Source organism: Dactylosporangium roseum (genome assembly GCF_025264685.1).
Lineage (GTDB): Bacteria > Actinomycetota > Actinomycetes > Mycobacteriales > Micromonosporaceae > Dactylosporangium > Dactylosporangium roseum.
In genome coordinates this window covers 7,526,886-7,545,571 of record NZ_CP073721.1, presented here as the reverse complement: position 1 = coordinate 7,545,571, position 18,686 = coordinate 7,526,886, and the positions used below count along the sequence as shown (strand labels likewise).

Genomic DNA, 18,686 nt, shown 5'->3' with positions numbered 1-18,686 from the left:
GGCGGCGAGCACGGCCGCTATGGCGCAGAGCAGTGCCGTCCAGGCGAGCGTGGTGCCCGCGGTCGTACGGTCGGCGAGCCAGCCGGCAACCCACGGTCCGACGGTCTGGCCCGCGGCGAACAGGCCGTGAACGCGGCCAGCGTCGGCATCCTGTCGGCGTGGGTGGTGGTGTCGCGCACGAGTGTGGTGATGGCCGCCGGCACGGACAGAAACGCGGCCCCGTAGGCGGCTGGGGACGCGATGAGCATCGCCGGGGCGGGCGTCAACAGCGGCGCGGCGGCGGCTGCGCTGACCGTCGTCAGGAGGGTGGCGAGGGTCCGCGCGTGTGGCCATGCGGCGGCCGGCCTGCTCCACAGGTGTGGTCCGGCGAGGACGGCGAGGCCGAGTATCGTCTAGGTCAGCGACGTCTGTGCGGCCGACCACCGGTGCTCGGCCAGATAGGCCGACAGAAATGTGATGTACGTGATGTAGCCGGTGGCGAAGAGCGTGTAGGCGGCGGCGAAGCGCCACAGTGGACGGACCTGGGCTCGGCGGCATATGGCGGCCTCGGTGTCCTCGCCGTCGCGAGGGTCGGTGCGTGCCGCGCGCCAGCTTATGACGGTGGCGACTGCGGCGTTGACGGCCAGGCCGAGCCAGGCCAGCGGCCAACGTTCGGGGTGCCGGTCCAGCAGCGAGGGGACCGTGGCGCCGTCGAGCACGATGCCGGCACCCGAGCCCGCGACGTAGACGCCGATCGGTGTGGCCGAGCCGACCGTGGTGGCCAGCCGGGAGGCGATCCCGCTTCCGGTGACGAACACCAGCGCACCCGCAGCGCCGGCCGCCAGGCGCGCGGCGAGCAGGGCGGGGTAGCTGCTGCTCACCGCGGCGACGCCGAGCGCACCGACAGCCGACCATTCCCCACCGGAAGGTGCTGGTCAACGTCAGCAGCCGGGCCAGCGGCGCCGCCACCAGCGCGCCGACGAGGTATCCGATGCCGTTCGCGGTGGTCACCGCGCCAACCTGGGCAAGGCTCCAGCCGAGGTCGGTGCTCATGGCCGGCACCTCGCCCGACGCCTCGAGCTGCTCACCAGCATCGCGAGCCGGGCGGGCGCACCCGACCCGGCCACGCTGGGACGGCAGCTTCTCATGCTGGTCATCGGCGCGACGACGGTCGCGAACCACCACGACCACGCCCGCGCCGCCGCCGATGCCCGGCAGGCCGCCCTCGCCCTCCTCGGCATCGCCAGCGGGGGCACCCACCGCGCCTGACATGGCGCCCACCCGTCGGCGGCCGGCGTCATCTGATCGCGACGACCACGTTGCCGAACGGGCTCGCCGACTCGTAGTAGCGGCCGGCCCACGGCAGCCAAGTACCCATTGCCGCCAGCGCGCAATGAGCGGCAATAGAGGCGCTGGCGGCGCGTCACGGAATGCGAGGGCGGGGAACTCGCGGGCATGGGGCGCGACGGGTAACCGCCCCGCCCGACGACGGAGATCTGGCGATCATGAGCGAGCGTATCGAACTGGCGCTTGCGGCATGAGAATTCGGGTGCTGACCTGGCCAAACTTGACTCAGGGCGGCTTTCGAGGCACTTGGCTGCACATCGGCCGGCGAGAGTATCCGCAGCTCACGGCCTGAATGAAGGTGCCCCCGGCAGGAATCGAACCTGCGACACACGGTTTAGGAAACCGTTGCTCTATCCCCTGAGCTACGAGGGCGCGGAGCACAGTGTACCGACGCGGGCGTTGACCTGCGTCGGCATATCCCGCCCCGGCGTGGCACCGGTGCGTTCGGGCTGGTGGGACCGGCGCTCGATCACACAATCGGCGTTTGCGATGGGTGGGTCCGGCCGGCATGCCCGGTGGGCTCGCCGTGACCCTGGGTGGTTCGCTTCGCCGAGCACTCGTCGAGATCCCGTGGCGGGCCGGGTGGGTCCTTGGAACTGAATATAAGCTCGGCTTATACTCGGAGGATGTGGGATGTCAGGCTGCATCCGGACGTCGAGGCGTGGTTCTTGGAGCTGTGTCGTGTCGACCCGATCACTGCTGACCTGGTCGCCGAGGCGATCGACGTTCTTACTGAGCAAGGGCCAGCGCTCGGTCGGCCACTGGTCGATCGGCTCAAGGGCAGTCTGTACCAGAACATGAAGGAACTGCGGCCGGGTTCAGCCGGTCGCTCCGAGGTTAGGATGATCTTCGCGTTCGATCCGGCGCGCGAGGCGATCTTTCTGGTGGCCGGGGACAAGTCCGGGCAGTGGCAGACGTGGTATCGCAATGCGATCCCGCTTGCGGACACTCGGTACGCCGACCATCTCGCGGCGCTGAAAGAGGAGGGTCAGTCGTGACCGAGGCTTCGAACTGGCAGGACGTGAAGGCAAAGGCTCGCGCCGCCGATCCGACCTGGGACAGCGCCGAGCGGGTTGCTCGCCGCCAGCAGATGCGAGAGCAGATGCTGGCCTCAGTCAGCGGTGCTCAACTGGCTGAGATCCGCAAGCAGCTCGGCGTGACGCAGGCTCAACTGGCTGAAGCGACCGGGCTGACGCAGGCGCGTATCAGCCAGATCGAGAACGGCGACGCCGTCGGCCTGGAGACGCTGCGGGCCTATGTGGTCGGGCTCGGTGGCCAACTCGACATCGTCGCCCGCATCGGCAACATCCAGCTCAACGTGGCCTGACTGGGCGGCCTTCCAACTGGCAGTAACCGATGCACTTGGCGGCCGACGAGCCCCGTGCGGCAGCACCTGCTCGCCGCCTCATTGTTAGTCCGTCGGCTGCTGCCTGGGTGGCAGAAGGCGACGATTTCGTAGTCGAGGACATCTGCGAGAGCTGGACGGAGTTGGCGTGCAAGGAAGGAGGATTCATGACCGAGTTCCACGACTGGGAGGATATTCGCGCAGACCTCGACGACGGAGACAGCGAAGCGTTGGCCGCGGAACGGGCACGGACCGAAGCATGGATCAGCGCTGTCGAGGGCTTCGACGAGCTGACCGCCGAACGGAATCAGTCCGTTGCGCAAGCCGCCGCCTCCGTGCGAGCTGAAGGGCTCACGATCAGCTCAGACGCTGAGGCGATCATGGAGCGCTGGGCTCGCGGTGAACTCAGTACGACCCAGATGCGAGAGCTGGTTCGGCAGCTCCACACCACATGACCGTCGACCCATACAGCGACCCGGCCTCCGAGGTGCTCCGCAATCGGTTCGGTATCACCGACCCGGACCGTCTCCGCGTTGTGGAGGCCGACCTGACCGCAGCAGCGTTGGCGGACCTCGGCACCCGGATCCTGCCCGGCGGCTACGATCTCATCCACCTGCGCCTGTTCCACGCAGAGATCTTCGGTGATCTGTACCCGTGGCGGGTGAGATTCGAACTGTGGGCATCGCCAAGAGCGATCCCTTCTGCCTGCCGCAGATGCTGGCCTGGGTAAGCGGCGCTCAACTGATTGACATTCGCCAGCGGCTCGGCGTGACGCGAGCAGACGGTTGATGCTTTTTCACCCGTAGGCGAGTCCTATTGCTGCCGCGCCTGAGCGCTCACCGAGCCAGGCGGTGCCGGAAGGCGTTCTTCGAAGTGGTGTGGGTGCGGTACAGCGGGCTGCACGGCGTGCCGGCCAGCCATGCCTCCAGGTCGTCGAGCTCCCGTCCCTTGCGGCGTTCGGCGAGGAACGTGAACTCGGTCATGATCCCGACGACGCTGCGGTTGGCGGTCGGGGCGATCCGTCGGTTGCTCATATGTTCGACCTCGGCGGCGACCAGCTCGTTGTCAGCGCCGTACGCAGCCATGATCGCGGCGATGCGGTCGGCGGCACGGGGCAGCGCGGTGGCGGCGGGTGCGAGCGGAAGAAGGATCGGGAGCAGGGTCGTCTCGTTGACCAGCAGTAACACGTCCGGTCGCCACGCGAACCGAGTGGCGTACCACTCGCCGAGCGCGGTGGTCGACTGCTCATCCGCGTGCAGGTCCGGCGCGCCTATTCGGTCGCGGAGCTTCTTGGTCGCGCGCACGATCATCACGGCGAAATCATGGCAGTGGCGTGGCGGCGTCCCTCGCCGAGTACTCGTTGAGCGCCGATCAAACGTATATACTGTCAATCGAGGTTGGATATATGGGGAGCTGCCATGACCAAAAAGCTCATCGACATCGACCTGGACGCGCTGGCGGAGGCGACAGCCTTGCTTGGGACGAAGACGCAGAAGGACACCATCAACACCGCGCTGCGCGAGGTTGCTGCCGTCCAGCGTCGTGCCAAGGCACTGGACGAGCTGACCGAGATCGCCGCTACCGGGGCGTTCGATCACCTGCTTGACAAGGGGAACTACCGGCCGTGAGCACAGTCCGGTTCCTTGCCGACACGAGTGCCGTGGTGCGTCTGCTGAGCAACCGGCGGGTGCAGGAGCTGTGGCAGCCGCAGTTGCGGGCTGGCGTCGTCGGTATCTGCACGCTCACTGAGCTGGAGTTCCTCCGCGGAGTGCAGTCCAAGGCCGACCACGACCGGTATGCAGCCCTGTTGGGATCGGCCTTTACGTGGGTGGTGACCCCGGACGACGTGTGGCAACGGGCCGCCGAGGTCCAGCAGATGCTCGCGGACGGTTCGGAGCACCAGGGACCCAGCGCGGTCGACCTGCTAGTGGCGGCGACCGCTGAGCTGTCCGGCCTGTCGCTGCTGCACTACGACCACGACTTCGAAACGATCGCGCGGACGACGCAGCAACCGACCACCTGGCTGGCGGCTCCTGGCTCGATCGACTGACCCGGGCATCGGCTTTCCACGCGTGTGGTTACGCGGTGGGGCGTGGCACTTGCTCGTCCGTGGCGTGGGCGGCGTAGAGCAAGACGCGCCCGCTGCTGGCAGCAACATCGCCCAGCTCCACGGTGGGATCGTTCGGGTCGAAGGCGGCCTCCTCCGCCCACCGCGTCGTGGTCTCGCCGGCGCCGATCGGCACAGGGGCGCAAGCGGCATGCGGTTCCGAGGTCATCGGTAGCTTCTCCCGATCAGGTTGGGCCCGCTCAACTGGCTGTGCTGACGTACAGGCCGGCGCGTTCCAGGCGGTCCAGCAGGCTCGGCTTGCGGGCGTGCTCCTGGCACAACTGGTGGATCCGGCCGCGGAACGCCTTGCGTTGACCGTCGCGTTCGCCGAGTGCCTTCAGGTCGGTCAGCAGTGCGACCGCGGCGTCGTACTCCTTGGGTTTCTTGGTCGCGATCAGCTCCGCAACCCGCTGCCACGCCCGCTCCGGGTCGGCGGCCAGTTCGTCCAGGCGCTGCTCGCGGGCGGCCGCGGCGGCCGCTTCACGGCGAGCCTGTTCGGCTGCCTCGCGCTTTGCAGTCTGCTGTTGCCGGGCTGTCCAGCGGGTCTCCGCGCCCGCCAGCAACTCACCCACCGTGCGACCGCCGTCGACCGATTCGATGGTCGCGCCGCCGCCGTACCGGCGCAGCAGCTCGGCACGAAGGTGCACGCCGTCGCCGCGCAGCAGCCGCACGATGGCCTCGTCCTTTTCGGCCGCCGGCAGGCGCTTCACCCATTTGGCCAGCGCCGCCGCGGAGGGCGCCTTCGTGGCGGCCAGCGACGCGCTGGCCTGGGCTGCCGTTTCGAGCAGATCGAGATCCAGGCGCAGGAACTCCGCGAAACTGCGCAGCGGGCCCGACAGTTGCGCCAGACCGGGCGGTACCGGCGGCTCCAGTGCATCCTCGTCCAGCTCCTGGTTCTGCACGCACAGCAGCCACGCCAGGTAGAGCAGGCGGTTGTCGCCGGCGGCCAGCTCCGCCCGGGCGGGGACGATCGACGCGAGAGCGGCCTCCTCCTCCCACCACTCCTCGTCGCCGTCCTCGTCCTCGCTGTGCAGGTCGAGGATCACATGCTCACCCGAGACGAATGACGATGCGGCATCACCCACGCAGTACGTCGCCGCGAGCGCCGGATCCAGCAGCGACGCCGGCAGCCGCAGCATGATCCGGCGGGTGCCCCAGTTCGCCAGGTACAGGTGGGCGTCGAAGTACCGCTGCATCCAGTCGCGGGGATCGGCCTTCAGGTCGCCCCACTGGTAGTCGTTGACGAAGCTCGACGCGCTGATCCGGCCACGGGTCGACACCGCCCGCAGCTCGTTCTGCTCCGTGGCGGTCAGCGGCCGGTCGATCGCCACGAACTCGTAGTACTGGTACTCACTCACGAGTCATCCACCCCAGTGCCGGTACGCCTCGATCCACTCCGAACCGTCCGGCGGCGGATCCGGCAGCGGGAGGTCCAAGATCGCGATCGCCTGCCGCTCCCGACCCCGGTGGCAGATCGCCACGACCCGCTGGCCCCTCAGGTCCACCTTCCGGACCGTGACCTCGACACCGAGGACCTGCGTCGTGAACGGCAGTGCGAGGTTGTCCTCGATCATGGTGTACAGGCCGGTCAACTGCTCATCTTCGTTGTAGCAGTCAACGATCGCGTCTTCGACCAACACATCGAGTTCTTTCCGGCTCAGCGAACCCACCGCCGGAGGATAGCGGAGACCATCGGTAGCGGTGATGAAGAGCATGCGACGATCCTGACATGGGCGCCGACGTGACGGTGGAGAGCGAGCTTGCCCGGCTGCGCCGTGAACTGGAGCGTTTGCGGGCGGAGAACGTCCGCCTGTCGCGTCTGCTGGACCTGCGGGGTCAGGACACCGCCCCGGCGCCGGAGCAACTGTCCGCGGCCATTGCACCGCCGGGCCTGGTCCATATGGCGTCGCCGGTGGAGGACAAACTGGCTCTGTACGCCGACCGGTTCCGGGCCCGGGCCGACGTGTACGCGGTGCGTTGGGAGAACAACCGAACCGGCACGAACGGATGGATGCCCGCGGTCGCCGGCGGCTGGCGCAAGGGAGCCGATCGGAGAGCTGCAACATATCTCCCGCTCACCGCCGACGTCCTCTCGGCGCACCTGGTGGGTGACGTCTTCATCGGGCTGTACCCACTGCTCGGCGACAACTCATGCCACTTCGTCGTGGCGGACTTCGACGGCCCGGCCGCGATGCTCGACGCGCTCGCCTACACCAAAGCGGCCCGCGCCAACGGGGTACCAGCGGCGCTCGAAATTTCCCAGTCGGGGCGTGGCGCACACGTGTGGGTGTGCTTCACCGAAGCGATCTCCGCAGCCACTGCCCGCTGCGTCGGCACCGCGCTGATCCACGAGGCAACGGTGCTGCGCGGCACGATGGACCTGCGCTCCTACGACCGGCTGTTTCCGAACCAGGACGTGCTGCCCGAGGGCGGCTTCGGCAACCTGATCGCCGCGCCGCTGCAGGGCCGCCGCCGCGGGGACGGGTTGACGGCGTTCCTGGACCTGGCGACGCTGGAGCCGCACAAGGACCAGTGGGCGTACCTGTCGACCCTTGACCGGCTCAGCCCTGGTGACGCGACCAGGGTCGCCCGGCGCGCGAAACAGGCGGTCGTCGGCGCCGACGTCGCCACGCTGAGCAGATCCGACGCCACAAAGGTGCATCCGCCGCTGTCCGCAGTCCTGCACGCGGAGCTCGGCGCCGGGCTAAGCCTCGACGCGGCCCAGCTGACGCCTGCGGCCTTGTCGACGTTCAAGCACGCGGCGTCCATGGCCAACCCGAAGTTCTACGAACTCCAGCGCCTGCGCAAATCCACCTGGGACACGCCGCGGTTCATCCGCGGGTACGACCTGACCGTCGACGACCGCCTGCTCCTGCCACGCGGGCTGCGGCACACCGTCGAAGCGATCGTCGAGCGCGCCGGCTCACGCCTCGCCATCACGGACGTGCGAAATCCTGGACGTGAGATCGACGTCGCCTGTACAGCCCAACTCGATACCAGACAGAGCGCGGCGGTCGGCGCATTGCTCGCCCATGACGATGGCGTCCTCGTCGCACCGCCGGGGTCGGGCAAGACCGTCATGGCCTGCGCGGTGATTGCCGAGCGGGGAACGGCCACCCTGGTACTCGTCGACCGGAAGGCACTGGCCGAGCAGTGGCGCACCCGGATCGAGCAGTTCCTGGGCATCAAGCCAGGGCAGGTCGGTGGCGGCAGGCGCAAGCTCAGCGGACTGGTGGACATCGCCATGCTGCCCTCCCTGGCCAGGCGCGACGACGTCGCCGAACTCACCAACGGCTACGGGCACGTCATCGTCGACGAATGCCACCATCTCGCGGCCGCCGCGTACGACCACTCGGTCAAGAACATCGCCGCGCAGTTCTGGCTCGGCCTCACCGCCACCCCGGCCCGGCGTGACGGACTCGGTGAACTCGTCCTCTGGCAACTCGGACCCGTCCGGCACACGATCACCCATGAGGTACCCGGCAACGAGGATCAGGGCACGCTCCTGGAGGTCTTGGAGACCGGAGCCGGACCACGGCGGCTGCTGTACCTGCACGAGACTGCCTTCGCGTTTCGCTCCGACGATGCCGAGCCGTCCGCTCCCACCGCAATCGCCGAAGCGCACCGAGCCCTCGCCGTGGACGAGGCACGCAACACCCAGCTTGTCGCCGACGTGACCGCCGCCCTGCAACGCGGGCGCAACTGCCTGGTGCTCACCCGTCGAGTCGCACACGTCGAGTCGCTCACCTCCGCGCTCGCTTCGCGCGGCCACCGGGCCCTTGTGCTGCAGGGCGGGATGTCCACCACCGACCGGCGTGCCGCTGTGGGCCTGCTCGCCGACGCCAAGGCCGGCGACGGCGTCCTCGTCATCGGCACAACGCCGTTCATCGGCGAAGGCTTCGACGCACCTGCCCTCGACACGCTGTTCCTGGCCGCGCCGGTCTCCTACGACGGGCTGCTCATCCAATGCGCCGGCCGGGTGATCCGCGCCGCGCCCGGCAAGGCCGTCGCCGAGGTCCACGACTACCACGACCGCGACACCCCAATCCTCGCCGCGTCGCTCCAACGCCGCATGCCCGGCTACCGTGCACTCGGCTTCGCCAAGGCATAGGGGGTAGGTGTCACGGGCGTAGGTATCCGCCTAACGTGGTCGGCTATGCATGGCGCGAACGAGCTGCCCGATGTCGATGAGGCTGCCGACGACGCAACGGTCCGTTTGACGGGGGCGGAGGCGCTGGCCAACGTGCTGGCCGTGCTGCAGTTGTGCGGCGCGGGCAAGCTGCGCTGCAGCGAGAAGACCCAGCGGCCGTCCGCCGCCACCGTTGCGGGGGTGGCGGAGGTGCTGGCTGGCGGGGACTTCTATCCCACGGAGCCGATCGCGGCGTTCGCCTGGCCGCTGCTGATCCAGGCCGGCGGGCTCGCCGAACTGGCCGGTAGCCGGTTGCACTTGACCGCGAAGGGTCACGCCGCGTTGGGTCGGCCGCCGGCCGAGACGATCCGTACGCTGTGGCGCTCCTGGGTCGGTAAGGCGGTTATCGACGAGCTGAGCCGGGTCGAGCACATCAAGGGCCAGCGCACCGCCAACACGCTGACCTCGGCGAAGACCCGCCGGCAGGCGGTTGCCGCGGCGCTGTCCCGCTGCCCGGCCGGCGAGTGGGTGGCGATCGACGACCTGTTCGACACGATGCGACGCGGCGGGCTGTCGCCGACGGTGGCGCGCAGCGACCGGGCGTTGTGGCGGTTGTACTTCGCCGATCCGGAGTACGGTAGCCTCGGCTACGCCGGGTACGCGGACTGGCCGATCTTGGAGGGCCGGTACACGCTGGCGGTGCTGTTCGAGTACGCCGGCACGCTGGGGCTGTTCGACCTCGACTACACCGACCCGGCCGGCGCCCGGGATGACTTCCGCGGCAACTGGGGCACCGACGAGCTGGAGTATCTCAGCCGCTACGACGGGCTGCGGGCGGTGCGGCTCAACGCCCTGGGCGCCTACGCCTTGGGCCTGACCGACCGCTACCAGGCGCCCACGGCGGATGCGGCGGTGGCCGGGGCGTTGAAGGTGCTGCCCAACCTGGACATCGTGGTCACCGGCGAGCTGCCGCCAGCCGACCGGTTGATGCTGGACGCGTATGCGCAACGCACCGCGGACCGGGTCTGGGCATTGCGCGAGGCGACCCTGCTGGCCGCGCTGGACGCCGGCCGCCGTCTCGATCAGCTCCGCGAGTTCCTGGCCGCTCGCGCCACCCACGAACTGCCCAATGCGGTGACTACCCTGCTGGCCGACGTCACGGCTCGTACCGGGCGGCTCCGCAGCCTCGGTGTGGTCCGCCTGGTGGAGTGCGCCGACCCGGCGCTCGCCGTCCTGATCGCGGGTGACCGGCGGCTGCGCGGCCTGTGCCAGCCGGTCGGTGACCGGCACCTCGCCGTGACCGTGGACCGGGATCCGGAGTTCCGCAAGGCGCTGCGGGCGCTGGGCCACGTGCTGCCCAGCGACACCCCGGCCTGAACCGAGGAGGTTGGCCGGCTGCAGGGTGGGGGTGTGGTGTGGCCCTCTGCACCGGCGAGGCGACCGCCCTACCGGGGCTCAGCCTCCGGGACAATGCCGCCAACGGCCGATGGTCGGTGTGGACGCCACCCGGGCGCGACCCTGCTCGCCGGAGGCGGTCAGCAGGGCGGAGGGATTGCGCGGCCTGTAGGCCGCAAATCGTCGCCAGCTCGCGGAGCGGGATATCTCCGCCGAAGATCTCCGGACCTGATGAACTGGCATCGCTCAGAGCCGGCCGCCGATCCACTGGTGCGGCTGTTGTCTTCAAATGACCCGAGGGTGGATTACGGCGAGATCAGGCGGATCGCTCCTGCTCGACATGGCCCCGCCTGCGGCGGACGAGCGCCTTTCTGCCCTTGCCGGTAATCTGCGACACCCGCTGCGGCGACAGGTCGAACACGCGGCCGGCATCGCGGACGGTCATGCCGTCGGCGATCAGGCGATCCAGCGCCTTCTTCGTCGCCTCGGCCGCGCGCCGGTCAGCCTGCTGCGCTTCCTGCCGCGCGCGGAGCGCGTCAAGGACGTCCTCGACGTCGGGGACCTCGGGTCGCACGGTCACCGTGAACGAAGCCGGCGCGACGTCCAGGAACAGCGCGATGGCCTCTCGGACCATCGTCTCGGCCTCGGCGAGCCGCCGCACCTGGCTGTGGATGCCCTTGACCTCTGGCACCGTGATCGCCCACCAGTCACCGGAACGTCGGCAGACCGCGGTGTAGTTGTTCATCGCCACCAGTCCTCTCCCAGCTCGCTGCTGAGATCACGCATGATCCCACGGGCGGTGAGCTCGTTGATCTCGTTGTGGCGCGGAATCACAACCTTCTGAGCGCCGCACCGGTAGATGCTGTGGCTACCACCCTCTCGGACGAGTCCGAAGTCGACGTCCTTGTCGGCTGCTGCTCTACGGATCTTCCGAAGCAGTTCATTTCGGCCCACAACCCGAATCTAGGGTACTAGACAAACATTGTCTAACCAACTAGACAAGTGCCCAAAAGGGTTCAATAGCTGGTGAAGGCGTGTGGGCCAGTGCTGCCGCGTTGGCCCACCGGGTGTGGCTCCAGATGTTGGGGCCGCGCGAGTTCGTCTGTCACATGGTGGGAGCCGGTCGGGCCGCGAGCGGTCCGGGCGGGCTCCCCTCGTCGTCGCTTCCGCCGCTATCGGAGCCCCTGGAAGCAGCACCGACCATCCACCGACCTCGGCCACAACCTGCGGCAACGGCAGGACACCGACGAGGCTCACTCGCAGCCGCTCGGCGTCCAAGACCGCGGCCCGGTCGGTCTCCCGTTGCACGGTCGCCACCCGGCCGCGGCCCGCGGCGTCGAGGATGTCCTTGAAGTGCGCTCGTGCAGTTGAGTAGTTGTCGAAATGCGCGGCAACGGACACGAGAATCCCCCAGACGTTCTCCGACCAGCATGCGGCGCGCTCGACGTACGTCACTGACCACTCCTCACCTACGGCATTGACGATACGCGCGCTAGATCCTCGTCGATGTTGATAAAACGACTGCAAGGGCATGTTAGCGTTGTTTTATCGAAGGTGAGGGTGTGATGCCGAAGCGAACGAGGTCCTACATGCCGACGACCAGGGCTGCCGTTGCGCTGCTGGGTTCCCAGATCGCCGCGGCCCGCAAGGAGCGTGGTTGGACGGCCGCGGACCTGGCTGAGCGTGTGGGGGTGCAGCCGCACACCATCGGGCGGCTTGAGCGGGGCGAGCCGACCGTGGCGGTCGGCCTGGCGTTCGAGGCTGCGGTGGTCGTCGGCGTGCCGCTGTTCGGTGCGGAGGAGGGGGAACTGCCCGCCCTGGCCGCGGCCGCGAGGCAGCGGCTGGCTCTGCTGCCGGCTCGGGTGACCAAGTCGGCGATTGTCGTCGACGACAACTTCTGACCTCGTACGGAGGAGCGGCATGGCACCACCGCGGGATGCCTTTGTGTGGGCGTGGCTGCCTGGCGCGACGGAGCCGGTGGTCGCGGGGCGGGTCGTCGCGGTGGACGGTGACCGGTACGTCTTCGCGTACGGCCAGAGCTATCTGGCGCGTCCGGACGCGGTTCCGCTGTATGCGCCGGAGCTGCCGCTGCGGGAAGGGCCCATCGAGCCACGGCGGAACCTGCCGCTGGCGGGCTGCCTCCGCGACGCCAGCCCCGATGCGTGGGGTCGGCGCGTCATCCTGGCCCGCCGGTTCGGCCACCTCGACCGCGACGCGGACACCGCATCCTTGGACGAGCTGACGTACATGCTGACCTCCGGCTCCGACCGAGTCGGCGGGCTGGACTTCCAGGCCAGCGCCACCCAGTACGTCGCACGTGACGAGACGGCCGAGCTGGCCGAACTCATCGGCGCTGCCGAGGCGCTGGAGGCCGGCCGGCCGCTGTCACCCGCGCTGGGCGAGGCGTTGACGCGGGGCACGTCCATCGGTGGCGCGCGTCCCAAGGTCACCGTGCTCGACCAGGGACGGCACCTGATCGCCAAGCTGTCCTCGACGAGCGACTACTACCCCGTGGTCAAGGCGGAGGCTGTCGGGATGATTCTCGCGCGGCGGGTGGGCCTGAACGTCGCTGCCTGCGAGGTCATCCGTTGCGCGGGCCGCGACGTGCTGCTCGTGGAACGATTCGACCGCACCACGACACCCGGGCAGCGGCGCATGATGGTCTCGGCGCTGACCATCCTCGGTGAGGACGAGATGGGCGCGCGGCACGCCGGCTACCCGGACCTCGCGGACGCGGTCCGCAAGCAGTTCACCGACGCCGGCCAGCACCTGCGTGAGCTGTTCGCGCGGATGGTGTTCAACGTCTGCATTGGCAACACCGACGACCATCTGCGCAACCACGCCGCCTTCTGGGACGGCGTGCAGCTGTCGCTGACCCCCGCGTACGACCTGTGCCCTCAGCCGCGCAGCGGTGAAACCGCCAATCAGGCCCTGAACCTCACCCGCACCCCCGGCGAACGCGCCAGCCAGCTCCGGTTGTGCCGCAAGGCCGCGCCGGAGTTCCTGCTCTCCGACCGCGACGCCGATCAGATCATCGAGGCCCAGCTCGACGTCATCCGCCGCGACTGGGACGATGCCGCCGATGAGGCGCAGCTGACGAAGGCCGAGCGCGGCCAACTGTGGCAGCGGCAGATCCTGAACCCGTACATCCACTACGACCAGGCGTGACGACGTACGTTCAGGAGTCTTCTGCTTCGGTTACCTGGGCAGGTCCCTGCCGGCGAGGGCCGTTCGCAGGCCGTCGCACGGGATAAGGCGCGGCGGTACGCCGGGGATCACGGCGTGGCGGCGGCTGCCGCAGATGGCGCATCGCTGGTCGGGTTCGAGGGTCCACGCGAGGAAGCGCCGGTACAGCGTTGTGGGGTCGGTGTCGTCCAGCTCTTGTTGGGCGATGGCCATGAGGTTGGCCATGGTCTGGCGCAGCATGGCCGGGTCGTTGGTTCGCAGGCTCCGCTGCGCCTCGGTGCACGGCCATGGAAGTTCGTCGACGGCGCAGGTCCAGGACGGGCGGACGACCCGGTGGGTGGCGTTCAACGTCGGCTCCCCGCGTGCCGGCGTTTCCGGTCGGCGGCTGCGGTCCGGCGTAGGACGGCCATGGGGAGATCGAGCGAGTCGGCCATGGCGGTCAGCAGCGGTGCCGTCGGGATGCGCAGGCCGCGTTCGTACCGTGAGATTTCGTGGCGGGTGAAGGGCGCGTCCTGCTGGAGTTGGTTCAGCACGAGGTCATCAGGCCAGGCGGTCAAGATCGCGTCTGGTATTCCGTGATCGGACAGGCTCCGAACGTCGCTAGTGACAGGTACGGGGGACAAGGGCGGGAACAGGGCGTTGTACCGCTGGCCGCGCGAAAAGACAGGCCAGAAGACGTTGCCCTCCGTCACCAACCTCACCGTCGGATCCTGGAATGCACCGGCGGAACCTGAGGCGCTCGCCTTGACTCGCCCTGTAACGTCCCTCAGCAGGTCGTGCAGGTCGAATCGCCCATCGGTAGCGATCTGTGCCGAGTTGAGCAGCGCCTTTAGAAGACTATGTGTGAGCAGCCCATGGCCGAGCCATCGGCTCTCCCAAGCTCGCTGGTCTGCAGTCGAGGCCGTAAGGACGATCCGTCCTTTCCCAGTCAACTTCGACAGTAGGGATACATCTGACTCCGGGCCGCTAGTCGACATCGTTCGCGTAGCAAATTTGCGTTCAACACCCTCATGCCGGCCGCGCCGGAAAAGCAACAGTCGAGTGCGACGAGCAGAAGTCGGGCGGGAACGGCGAAGGCGAGATCGGTGAGTTCCTGGAGGGAGATCGCCGTCGCCTCAAGATCATCAGGATCGGTGTCGTAGGTGACAATTTGATGCGTGTCGGAGCCGTGGCCGGAGAACGTCACGACCACGACATCATCCGGAGTGCTGCGCGAGCTCAGCTCCACCAGGGCCTTGCGAACGGCCTCGCTCGTCGCATCCGCGTCAGTGAGGAGAGCCCCGCTCTCTCCGAGGTTGTCCGAGAAGATCGCGTGAAGCGCCACCGCATCGCGAGTCGCGGATGCTAGATGGTTGATCTTTTCCGACCGGCATCGGTCGATTCCAATGAATAAGCCATGGAACCGCTCCGCGACGCGCGAGCTGTCAGAAGGAGGTGGCGCAGGTGAGAGATCTCTCTGCATTTTTCCTGCTCGTGAAATTAGGCCAGACCGATTGGTATTGTAGCAGCGGAGACTTTAATGCGATGCGGCCTAGTCGAGCCGGTACGCCCGTGCTCCGCGCGTCGCGGAACCCGAACAGCAAAGATGTCTGCGCCACGCACATGGCTCAACGGGTGGATGCCAACCGCGGAGCGCGCTGACGTTCCACGTGCAGTCGGCATCCCTTTCTGCTGGACGGAAGGGCGTCGTACGCGCGCTGCGCCATCGCCGCGAAAAGCTGATCCACTTCATGATCACGGGTCAAGTTCGACTGGATCGGCACGGGATTCGAGCCGCACCGAAGCAGAACCATCTCCTTCAGCTCACGTGCAGCGACCCATGACAGGCGTAGCGGCATGATCCAGTCGAGGAGCCCTACGAACTCACCGTAAGTCTTCATAGTGCCCAGGTTCTAACGATAGAACTTCGTCCCGTGCATCGTGCCGTGCACGGGCTGTGAGAACTCCCGGAATACTCGTACACGGCACTGAACTGTGCCGGGTCGCCCTGGCGGACGTTCTCCACGACGTAGAGCCAGAAGTCGGCGTTGCCGAGCGCTTCTTCGATTTGCCGCGGTTCGAGCCACAGGTCCTGCCCGCATGCGGAACCGCCGTACGCCTTCACTTCGATGACCCTGCCCTCACTCGCCACGTCCCCGGCCCCGCCTGTGCCGCGGGCGTCGTACGCGGTCCGGCCGCACGCCGCCTCGTGAGCTATGACGAACATGATCGCGGCGTTCTCGACGGCGCGGTTGCTGGTGATGGGCTCGGTCATGGTGTCCATGTCTCGCTCATGAAGCCGCCCTGAGCGTCGAGCAGGAGGACGTGGATACCGGCAGCGCGGCGGCCGGTACGTGTGCGGGCCGCCAGGTCGCGGTACCGCGGATAGTCCGGCAGCACCATGAGCGACTCAAGGCCGGGCCGATCGTCGAGCAGCATCATCGCCTTGCCGAGCGCCTGGGTGAACCAGTTCGAGGCGCCGCCAGCCAGCGATGAATGTCCACGTCGGCGGCCCAGGACACCGTATGGCGAGCCGGCTCCGATCGGGCACGGCTGAGCGTGCATGGTCAAGCACCCGAACATCCACAGACACGAACGATCGACAGTGCGGGGCAATAGACCACCATGCCTGTCGGGTCGGCGCTGGCCTCTGACTGGCTCGCTTCGCCGAGCGCTCGCCAAGACGTCGTGGGCGTGTCAGTTGCCTTCGGCCCAGTGCTGGTTCAGCCGGGCGATGGCCTCGTCCTTGGTCATGCGCGCCACGTCCGGTTCGGGGAGTCCGACCCGGGTGATGAGCAGGTGCACCACCTCGGCCGGGATGGGTTCGGCTGTCGGCGCTTCGGGCTTGCCCCGGGCTGGTGTGACGCCTGTGCGTAGGCAGTTCCAGAAGACGTCCTCGGTGACGTCGAGCTGGTCGCGCAGGATGTGGCTCCAGATGCTTGGGCCGTAGGTACTGCGGTCGGGAGGGTGGGAGATCCGGGTTCGCAGAATCCGCCCGTCCGGCAACGCCAGCTCGTACGTCACATGATGAGAGCCGGTCCGGCCACGAGCGGTCCGGACGGGCTCCCATCCTTCGATCTCGCAGAACTTCTGGTGATCCTGGCGCGTCGGCGTCGGCCAGCTCATCGGGCCGAGCCCACCAGCCACTCGCGTAGCTGCGTGTCGTCGCTGAGCTCGACCACCTGGACCAGCGCCCAGTTGTTCCGGTGGTTCGGTGCGTCCAAGAGGCGCTCCTGCCAGTCGTCGGCGTATTCGCGCAACGCCACGATCATCTCCTCGATCGCTTCGTCGAACGTCGCCGCGTCCGCGGCCACCGGCACCCCGGGCAGGAATACCGACCATCCGCCGTCCTCGGTCACCACCTGCGGCAATGGCAGACCACCGACGAGGCTGACTCGCAGACGGTCGGCGTCCACGACCGCTGCCCGGCCGGTCTCCCGCTGCACGGTCGCCACCCGGCCGCGGCGCGCAGCGTCGAGGAGGTCCTTGAAGTGCGCCCGAGCAGCCGAGTAGCTGTCGAAATGCGCGGCAACGGACATGAGCCCCCCAAGCGTTCTCCAACTAGTATGCGACTCGGCACCAGAGTACGTCAAGTACGTGACGTACGTGGTCCACCGTTACGGCCGGTAATCACCTGGCTGAGGGTCGTCCGGGGAGGTCGCTGGCGGCAATGGCCGCTCGCAGGGCGTTGCACGGGATGAGGCGCGGCGCCACGCCGGAAATCGCGGCGTGGCGGCGACTGCCACAGATGGCGCATCGCTGGTCGGGTTCGAGGGTCCACGCCACAAAGCGCCGGTACAGCGTCGCCAGGTCGGTGTCGTCCAGCTCTCCTTGGGCGATGGCCATGAGCTTGGCCATGGTCTGCCGGAGCACGGCCAGGTCGTTGCTCGACAGGCGCCGCCGCGCCTCGGCGCACGGCCAGGGGAGTCCGTCGGCGGCGCAGGTCCAGAACGGGCGGAGGACCCGATGGGCGGCGCTCAACGTCGGCTTCCCGTGTGCCGGCGTTCCCGGTCGGCCGCTGCGGCCTGGCGCAGGACGGCCCCGGGGAGATCGCGAGTCGGCGATGACGGTCAGCAGCGGTGCCATTGGGAGGCGTACGCCGCGCCCGGCACGTTCGCGGTGAACGCCTTGCCCTGCACGAACTTCCCGAGGCAGAACAACTCGACCCGTCCGTACACCCAATCCACGATCCGCGACGGCCGTACGACGAAGCCATCGCAGACGGCACGTACTCCTATGTCCAGCCGTAGCGCCTGGAACCCCGAGCGCCTCCGTGCGCTCGGTCCGACCACCGACCTCGCCACCGCTGCGGGTTCACGTATTGGCCCTTTTCGTGGTAGCGGCCTGGTTGCGCGGTCAGCCGGTCGAGCCATGAACCTCTCGACTCAAGGGCCCGCCGCGCCCCCGCGGCGGGCCCTTGAGTAGTCGGCGGTCGGGTCAGGCTCCCGCCCGAATCGTTTGCAGAGTCGGAAGCGCCTGCTGGGCGATCCAGCGGCTCGTGTTCCGAGTGGCGTCCATGTTGATCTGAGCACGGTCGAGCGGCGGCCCCTGCAACTTACCGCGGTAGTACAGCTCCGAGTCCCACGCCTGGTCCCCGTTGTACGCCACACAGGTGTGTTGAATCTCGACGGTGACCACACGCCCCCTGGAGTCGTACTCCCGGATTGTCTGGTCGTTGCACGTCGGCGCCAGTTTCGTGACGACTGCCTGGTAGCCGCTGATCAGACCATCGAGCAGGGCGGTGGTGGAGAGGCCGTACTTGGCGAAGCCGACCATGGCGATCGCGTAGATGACCCCCATGAGCTTGCCAATGGTGTCAGCCGCGGGGAGGCTCTGCACGGCGTTGAGGTACGACTTGGACAGCGCCGCGCAGTCGACGGCGCCGTTGACGAACGGGCCGAGCAGGCTCCCCGGCATGCTGTCGATCTGAGCGATCTTGGTGACCGCCGCCTCGGTGCAAGCCTGGACATCGGCGGCGGCGATCGTGTCGATGTGGTTGAGGATGTCCTGCTTGGCGTTCTCGACGGCGGCGATGATCTCTCGCTTGGCCCGTTCGAGATCGCCGCCCCCACTACGGAGGCTCTGGGCCACCGACACGGCAACGGCGGCCCAACTGGCCCAGGATGCCTGGGCGGGCCGTGCGGTGCCGCTAACGGTGAGCACCACGGCGGCGGTGGCGGCGACGACGCCTTTGACGAATCTACGTCTCATGTACGCAC

General features: G+C 68.2%; 24 protein-coding genes, 1 tRNA gene and 2 pseudogenes. 10 read left to right on the top strand and 17 right to left on the bottom strand.

The genetic code is table 11. The features are described 5' to 3' along the window. Positions 1 to 17: 17 nt before the first annotated feature. Positions 18 to 860, bottom strand: a pseudogene (locus tag Drose_RS35445) (YbfB/YjiJ family MFS transporter). A gap of 127 nt (positions 861 to 987) precedes the next feature. Continuing rightward, positions 988 to 1,032 (bottom strand): annotated as a pseudogene (locus Drose_RS39250) (hypothetical protein); the annotation flags it as partial. 93 nt (positions 1,033 to 1,125) lie between these two features. Here Drose_RS39250 and Drose_RS35440 point away from each other — a divergent pair. Continuing rightward, positions 1,126 to 1,248: a hypothetical protein gene (locus Drose_RS35440; protein ID WP_260725567.1), complete on the top strand. Its 123-nt coding sequence runs from the start codon at positions 1,126 to 1,128 to the stop codon at positions 1,246 to 1,248. Between the two features lie 377 nt (positions 1,249 to 1,625). Here Drose_RS35440 and Drose_RS35435 read toward each other — a convergent pair. Continuing rightward, positions 1,626 to 1,698 (bottom strand) — tRNA-Arg (locus tag Drose_RS35435). Between the two features lie 254 nt (positions 1,699 to 1,952). On the opposite strand from Drose_RS35435, the gene Drose_RS35430 reads away from it, so the two are divergent. The 3 genes from Drose_RS35430 (at position 1,953) to Drose_RS35420 (ending at position 3,126) form a co-directional block, all read left to right on the top strand. Then, positions 1,953 to 2,324 carry a type II toxin-antitoxin system RelE/ParE family toxin gene (locus Drose_RS35430; RefSeq protein ID WP_260725566.1) on the top strand — a complete coding sequence of 124 codons (372 nt, stop codon included), beginning with the start codon at positions 1,953 to 1,955 and terminating at the stop codon, positions 2,322 to 2,324. After that, positions 2,321 to 2,653, top strand: coding sequence for a helix-turn-helix domain-containing protein (locus Drose_RS35425; RefSeq protein ID WP_260725565.1), 333 nt, complete (start codon positions 2,321 to 2,323; stop codon positions 2,651 to 2,653). The genes Drose_RS35430 and Drose_RS35425 overlap by 4 nt, the downstream gene beginning before the upstream one ends. 185 nt (positions 2,654 to 2,838) lie before the next feature. Further along, positions 2,839 to 3,126: an antitoxin VbhA family protein gene (locus Drose_RS35420; RefSeq protein WP_260725564.1), complete on the top strand. Its 288-nt coding sequence runs from the start codon at positions 2,839 to 2,841 to the stop codon at positions 3,124 to 3,126. Between the two features lie 381 nt (positions 3,127 to 3,507). Here Drose_RS35420 and Drose_RS35415 read toward each other — a convergent pair whose 3' ends face one another. Beyond that, positions 3,508 to 3,981 carry a DUF6933 domain-containing protein gene (locus Drose_RS35415; RefSeq protein ID WP_390891473.1) on the bottom strand — a complete coding sequence of 158 codons (474 nt, stop codon included), beginning with the start codon at positions 3,979 to 3,981 and terminating at the stop codon, positions 3,508 to 3,510. A 108-nt stretch (positions 3,982 to 4,089) separates the two neighbouring features. Between Drose_RS35415 and Drose_RS35410 the strand changes: the two genes are divergently transcribed. Then, positions 4,090 to 4,299, top strand: a complete 210-nt coding sequence (locus Drose_RS35410) for a type II toxin-antitoxin system VapB family antitoxin (RefSeq protein WP_260725562.1) — start codon at positions 4,090 to 4,092, stop codon at positions 4,297 to 4,299. Further along, positions 4,296 to 4,721: a PIN domain nuclease gene (locus tag Drose_RS35405; protein WP_260725561.1), complete on the top strand. Its 426-nt coding sequence runs from the start codon at positions 4,296 to 4,298 to the stop codon at positions 4,719 to 4,721. Before Drose_RS35410 ends, Drose_RS35405 begins: the two co-directional genes overlap by 4 nt. 257 nt (positions 4,722 to 4,978) lie before the next feature. On the opposite strand, the gene Drose_RS35400 is transcribed toward Drose_RS35405, so the two are convergent. Together Drose_RS35400 and Drose_RS35395 are read right to left on the bottom strand one after the other, a co-directional pair. Beyond that, positions 4,979 to 6,136: a hypothetical protein gene (locus Drose_RS35400; protein WP_260725560.1), complete on the bottom strand. Its 1,158-nt coding sequence runs from the start codon at positions 6,134 to 6,136 to the stop codon at positions 4,979 to 4,981. A 3-nt stretch (positions 6,137 to 6,139) separates the two neighbouring features. Then, entirely contained in the window at positions 6,140 to 6,448 is a 309-nt protein-coding gene (locus Drose_RS35395) for a calcium-binding protein (RefSeq protein ID WP_260725559.1), read from the bottom strand. Between the two features lie 59 nt (positions 6,449 to 6,507). Here Drose_RS35395 and Drose_RS35390 point away from each other — a divergent pair, with 59 nt between their 5' ends. Together Drose_RS35390 and Drose_RS35385 are read left to right on the top strand one after the other, a co-directional pair. Continuing rightward, positions 6,508 to 8,889 carry a DEAD/DEAH box helicase gene (locus Drose_RS35390; protein ID WP_260725558.1) on the top strand — a complete coding sequence of 794 codons (2,382 nt, stop codon included), beginning with the start codon at positions 6,508 to 6,510 and terminating at the stop codon, positions 8,887 to 8,889. A gap of 45 nt (positions 8,890 to 8,934) precedes the next feature. Beyond that, a complete protein-coding gene (locus Drose_RS35385; RefSeq protein ID WP_260725557.1) occupies positions 8,935 to 10,284 on the top strand; it encodes a helicase-associated domain-containing protein in 1,350 nt (449 codons plus the stop codon). Positions 10,285 to 10,618: 334 nt separating this feature from the next. Here the strand turns inward: Drose_RS35385 and Drose_RS35380 are convergent, their stop codons facing one another. Beyond that, complete coding sequence (locus tag Drose_RS35380; protein ID WP_260725556.1) at positions 10,619 to 11,047, bottom strand: type II toxin-antitoxin system HicB family antitoxin; 429 nt, start codon at positions 11,045 to 11,047, stop codon at positions 10,619 to 10,621. A gap of 844 nt (positions 11,048 to 11,891) precedes the next feature. Here Drose_RS35380 and Drose_RS35375 point away from each other — a divergent pair. Beyond that, on the top strand, positions 11,892 to 12,203 hold the full coding sequence (locus Drose_RS35375) for a helix-turn-helix transcriptional regulator (RefSeq protein WP_260725555.1): 312 nt from the start codon (positions 11,892 to 11,894) through the stop codon (positions 12,201 to 12,203). Positions 12,204 to 12,222: 19 nt separating this feature from the next. Then, complete coding sequence (locus tag Drose_RS35370) at positions 12,223 to 13,470, top strand: type II toxin-antitoxin system HipA family toxin (RefSeq protein WP_260725554.1); 1,248 nt, start codon at positions 12,223 to 12,225, stop codon at positions 13,468 to 13,470. A gap of 30 nt (positions 13,471 to 13,500) precedes the next feature. Here the strand turns inward: Drose_RS35370 and Drose_RS35365 are convergent, their stop codons facing one another. From Drose_RS35365 to Drose_RS35320, 10 genes are all read right to left on the bottom strand, one after another. Beyond that, on the bottom strand, positions 13,501 to 13,836 hold the full coding sequence (locus Drose_RS35365; RefSeq protein ID WP_260725553.1) for a hypothetical protein: 336 nt from the start codon (positions 13,834 to 13,836) through the stop codon (positions 13,501 to 13,503). After that, positions 13,833 to 14,021 (bottom strand): helix-turn-helix domain-containing protein, encoded by a 189-nt coding sequence (locus tag Drose_RS35360; protein WP_260725552.1) that lies wholly within the window; start codon positions 14,019 to 14,021, stop codon positions 13,833 to 13,835. Before Drose_RS35360 ends, Drose_RS35365 begins: the two co-directional genes overlap by 4 nt. A gap of 395 nt (positions 14,022 to 14,416) precedes the next feature. Then, the gene (locus Drose_RS35355) at positions 14,417 to 14,950 is read right to left on the bottom strand and encodes a caspase family protein (protein ID WP_260725551.1); all 534 of its coding nucleotides are present in this window, start codon (positions 14,948 to 14,950) and stop codon (positions 14,417 to 14,419) included. A 145-nt stretch (positions 14,951 to 15,095) separates the two neighbouring features. Continuing rightward, entirely contained in the window at positions 15,096 to 15,368 is a 273-nt protein-coding gene (locus Drose_RS35350) for a hypothetical protein (RefSeq protein WP_260725550.1), read from the bottom strand. Beyond that, positions 15,365 to 15,751, bottom strand: coding sequence for a DUF3883 domain-containing protein (locus tag Drose_RS35345; RefSeq protein WP_260725549.1), 387 nt, complete (start codon positions 15,749 to 15,751; stop codon positions 15,365 to 15,367). Before Drose_RS35345 ends, Drose_RS35350 begins: the two co-directional genes overlap by 4 nt. Then, positions 15,739 to 16,038, bottom strand: a complete 300-nt coding sequence (locus Drose_RS35340; protein WP_260725548.1) for a hypothetical protein — start codon at positions 16,036 to 16,038, stop codon at positions 15,739 to 15,741. Before Drose_RS35340 ends, Drose_RS35345 begins: the two co-directional genes overlap by 13 nt. Positions 16,039 to 16,164: 126 nt before the next feature. After that, positions 16,165 to 16,491 (bottom strand): hypothetical protein, encoded by a 327-nt coding sequence (locus Drose_RS35335; protein WP_260725547.1) that lies wholly within the window; start codon positions 16,489 to 16,491, stop codon positions 16,165 to 16,167. Positions 16,492 to 16,589: 98 nt separating this feature from the next. Further along, a complete protein-coding gene (locus Drose_RS35330; protein ID WP_260725546.1) occupies positions 16,590 to 17,006 on the bottom strand; it encodes a hypothetical protein in 417 nt (138 codons plus the stop codon). Between the two features lie 91 nt (positions 17,007 to 17,097). Further along, positions 17,098 to 17,448, bottom strand: coding sequence for a hypothetical protein (locus Drose_RS35325; RefSeq protein WP_260725545.1), 351 nt, complete (start codon positions 17,446 to 17,448; stop codon positions 17,098 to 17,100). 456 nt (positions 17,449 to 17,904) lie between these two features. After that, entirely contained in the window at positions 17,905 to 18,678 is a 774-nt protein-coding gene (locus tag Drose_RS35320; RefSeq protein WP_260725544.1) for a hypothetical protein, read from the bottom strand. Positions 18,679 to 18,686: the final 8 nt, after the last annotated feature.